Source organism: Helicobacter sp. UBA3407 (genome assembly GCF_949747025.1).
In the GTDB taxonomy this organism is placed as follows: domain Bacteria; phylum Campylobacterota; class Campylobacteria; order Campylobacterales; family Helicobacteraceae; genus Helicobacter_D; species Helicobacter_D ganmani.
This window is the reverse complement of record NZ_CATKCB010000112.1, coordinates 1-3,230: the sequence shown is the minus strand read 5'-3', so window position 1 is coordinate 3,230 and position 3,230 is coordinate 1. Positions and strand designations below refer to the sequence as shown.

At 33.4% G+C, this 3,230-nt stretch carries 6 protein-coding genes; 1 reads left to right on the top strand and 5 read right to left on the bottom strand.

The window, feature by feature from the left end:
• Positions 1 to 100: 100 nt before the first annotated feature.
• The gene (locus Q1553_RS03490; RefSeq protein WP_115551527.1) at positions 101 to 409 is read right to left on the bottom strand and encodes a DUF2325 domain-containing protein; all 309 of its coding nucleotides are present in this window, start codon (positions 407 to 409) and stop codon (positions 101 to 103) included.
• Between the two features lie 181 nt (positions 410 to 590).
• On the opposite strand from Q1553_RS03490, the gene Q1553_RS03485 reads away from it, so the two are divergent.
• On the top strand, positions 591 to 1,049 hold the full coding sequence (locus Q1553_RS03485; protein WP_115551526.1) for a Fur family transcriptional regulator: 459 nt from the start codon (positions 591 to 593) through the stop codon (positions 1,047 to 1,049).
• Between the two features lie 30 nt (positions 1,050 to 1,079).
• On the opposite strand, the gene Q1553_RS03480 is transcribed toward Q1553_RS03485, so the two are convergent.
• From Q1553_RS03480 to Q1553_RS03465, 4 genes are all read right to left on the bottom strand, one after another.
• Positions 1,080 to 1,898 (bottom strand): M15 family metallopeptidase, encoded by an 819-nt coding sequence (locus Q1553_RS03480; RefSeq protein ID WP_300691376.1) that lies wholly within the window; start codon positions 1,896 to 1,898, stop codon positions 1,080 to 1,082.
• Positions 1,888 to 2,136 (bottom strand): DUF493 domain-containing protein, encoded by a 249-nt coding sequence (locus tag Q1553_RS03475; RefSeq protein WP_115551524.1) that lies wholly within the window; start codon positions 2,134 to 2,136, stop codon positions 1,888 to 1,890. The genes Q1553_RS03480 and Q1553_RS03475 overlap by 11 nt, the downstream gene beginning before the upstream one ends.
• A gap of 8 nt (positions 2,137 to 2,144) precedes the next feature.
• Positions 2,145 to 2,534 (bottom strand): YbgC/FadM family acyl-CoA thioesterase, encoded by a 390-nt coding sequence (locus Q1553_RS03470; protein ID WP_181881627.1) that lies wholly within the window; start codon positions 2,532 to 2,534, stop codon positions 2,145 to 2,147.
• Between the two features lie 93 nt (positions 2,535 to 2,627).
• The coding region (locus tag Q1553_RS03465; RefSeq protein ID WP_300842756.1) for an A24 family peptidase at positions 2,628 to 3,230 on the bottom strand (603 nt) is incomplete at its 5' end.

The window sequence follows — 3,230 nt, the reverse complement described above, 5'->3', positions numbered from 1 at the left end:
TTGCCAAGAGGTTCAAGGAGGGCAGGTAGCATTCTTATCCTTAAATTAAAATAAAATATAATTTAGGAATAATTTTATAAAATTTAAATTTAAATTAAAATTAAAAGCTCCCATAAGGGCAATTTTCATTGCCAAATGTTTTCATAAATTCACAATAGAGACAACTTACACTTCGTTTAGCACAGATGACAGGAATATCTTTCTTTTTAGCTTCTGTGCGAAATTTTCGCATTGTATTGTGATTTAAAAAGTTCGTAAGCATTACAAGGCAACCAATATTTTGGGGCAAATCCTTGTGGTTAATACTTTCTCGCCTGCCGTCCCAATGTGTAATAGATTCACAACCTAAGTTTTTTAAAACAGCTTTAATGGGCGTAATTTCATCACCACCAATCACTAAAACGGACATCATTTACTCCTTAAAAATAATAAATTTTTTAATCAGAATTTATTTCATAAAATGATAATTAATATCAACTTAATATAATATAAAAATGATTCTTACTTTATATTTGATTTATTTTACAATATTTTGCTACAATTAAAAAGTTTTAAATTATATAATATCTTAAAAACGCAAGGATTTCATAATGAAAAAATATAAAGAATCTCTTAAAACAATTTTAGATAGATTGCATTTATCTATTAAAAAAAATAATCTCAAAAATTCTAAACAACGCGAATTTATACTCAAAGCACTTTATGATGATGGTGGGCATTTAAGTCCAGAGGATATTTTTGCAATCATTCGTAAAACCTGCACTAACGCAAGTATTTCTTCTATTTATCGCATTCTTTCGTTTCTTGAAAAAGAGGGATTTATCAATTCCATTGAAGTGGATAAAAGCGGAAAGCGTTATGAAATTGCAAGCGGTTTGCACCACGACCATATTATTTGTGTAGAATGTGGCAATATTGAGGAGTTTTGTAACAATGAAATTGAAAGATTGCAAGTAGAAGTTACAAATTCTTACAATGCCAAGCCTGTGGGGCACGATATGTTGCTTTATGTGGTTTGCGAAAAATGTCTTAAAAAAGTAGCAAATTAGACTTTTATTAATTGCGGGGATTTTAAAAGGTTATTGTTTGGAATCCCAAAGGCTTTGAGTATAACATAAAATCTCCGGGCGATATTCAAAATGCATCGTATCATAATGCCACCAGCGTCCGCCCCAAATAAAATTTTCACTTTCAAACGCTTCAATAATTTCTAATGGAATCGTAGCGACAGATTGCGAAGTGCTAAGTGCGTGCTTTTTTAAGTCCCATAACCAATAACGCGAATGGGCAACATTAATATCTATTGCGATTCCAAAACTATGCGCACTTAGATTTTGAGAGTTAGCGATTTTGCGCCATTTAAAAGTTCCCCCGATATTTTGTAAATAAGTTTTAAGGATGGGGTTGGATTCAATGAGGTTTTCTAAGCGGTTTTTGACGCGCTTTAATGCGTCATAAGCACCATTTTGAGTGTTGAAAAGTATTTCGGTATCATCTAGCCACACGAGAGGTTTTAAATGTTGTTTGACTTCCGCTTCGTTTGCCCCATAAATCGTAGAAAAAAATAATACATCACGAATCCTAGAACTATCTTCATAAGGTTTTTTAGCGAAACTTCCTAATGGATAAGGAAACACAAAAGAATCTATTAGTTTTTGTGTTTGCAAAGCCTCTGTCAAAGGAGTAATATTATTAGGCGTAAGATTCCAAGTGAGTGTTTGATTGTCGCGGAAGTTTATACTATTTTGTTCCTTGCTTTCTAACATATTATAATGTTGCAATAAACATTTTGTCGCAGCTTTGGAATCAAAAATAAGAGGAATTTCAGAAAGAGATTCCGCGTAAAGTAGGATTTGAGAACTTAAGACAACACTAAGAAAGATTGCTTTAGAGAACAAACTTAATCCTTGCATCGTGATGTAGTTTTGCAAAGATTGCATCACGTTCCTCTTGACTAGAGACAACAACTTCTATATTAATGCTGTGGTATTTGCCCTTGCTACTTTCTTTGGCGGGTGAGTAGATAAACTCTTTATCTATCAGCTCAAGCGCAGTCAAATATAATTCCTCTTTGCTATTCCCAATGATACGATAATGCCAAGCGCAAGGATATTGAATTTTTTGTTCTTGTTCCATTATTTTCCTTATTGTAGAGTGTTAAATACTTCTTGCGCCCACAAGGGGATTCTAGTAATTTTTTGGGATTGAGAATCCATACAAACAAGTGTAATTGTAGCAGAAAAAATTTTGGTAGGAATCTTTGGATTTGCAAGATAGATTGTTTGCAAAAGATTCACAGAAGCAGATTTTTGCTCCAAAATTTGCGTTTGCACTTCTAATAAATCTCCAAGTTTTGCTGGATGGTGGAAGTGGATTTGCATTTCTTTGACGACAAATCCGATGTTGTCTTGCAAGGGCGTAATTTTGGCTTTGAAAAATGCTTCACTTCTTGCACGTTCGCAATATTTTAAATAGTTTGTATGATAAACGATTCCACCGCAATCTGTGTCTTCATAATAAATTCTAATTTGCATAATTTTCCTTAAAATTTTTAATTTTTGCGCTGTTATTGTAAGTTGATTTTTGTAAAACTGCGTTGAAAGTTAGAAAGGGAAAAATGGAATCTTTTAAAGAATTTGAAAAAACTGGCATAAAAGAGTGAGAAAAAATCCCAAGAACAAAAAAGGCACAAAAGGAATCGCAAGGGCTAATGAGTTGATGTTGGGAAAGTATTTAAGGATTAGTAGAACAAAAAGTGCGAAGCTTGCTCCAAAAAAGATTGCTAAGATTCCATTTCCACCAAGTGCCGACCCTAGTGTGCCAAAAACAATAATATCTCCTTCTCCCAAGACTTCTTTGCGGGTGAAACTGCCCACAAAAAGCCGTAAAAAACTTGCAATCCCCATAAAGCAAAAAGCAAAGAGTAAAGATTCTGCCCAAGCTATACCAAGTAAATTTGCAGGTAACTCTCCTATACCATAGCTCACTCCAAGTGCTAGATTAAGGAAGTTTAAACTATCTGGAATCTCTAAAAAATGCCAATCTATAACGCTTAAAACATAAAAACACAGCAAAAGCCAAAAAAGAATTATCCCAAAAATGCCAAGCCAAACATAGCAAAAGATTGCTAAGATTCCACCTAATATTTCGCTGAAAAAATAATAAAATGGAATCTTAGCAAGGCAGTAAGGGCATTTTGCACGATAAAAAAGAAACGACAATAAAGGAAT

What these genes read in the sequence shown, in the direction of transcription:
- Q1553_RS03470 (WP_181881627.1), bottom strand. Translation starts at nt 2,534, where the DNA reads ATGCAAATTAGAATTTATTATGAAGACACAGATTGCGGTGGAATCGTT.
- Q1553_RS03485 (WP_115551526.1), top strand. Translation starts at nt 591, where the DNA reads ATGAAAAAATATAAAGAATCTCTTAAAACAATTTTAGATAGATTGCAT.
- Q1553_RS03475 (WP_115551524.1), bottom strand. Translation starts at nt 2,136, where the DNA reads ATGGAACAAGAACAAAAAATTCAATATCCTTGCGCTTGGCATTATCGT.
- Q1553_RS03490 (WP_115551527.1), bottom strand. Translation starts at nt 409, where the DNA reads ATGTCCGTTTTAGTGATTGGTGGTGATGAAATTACGCCCATTAAAGCT.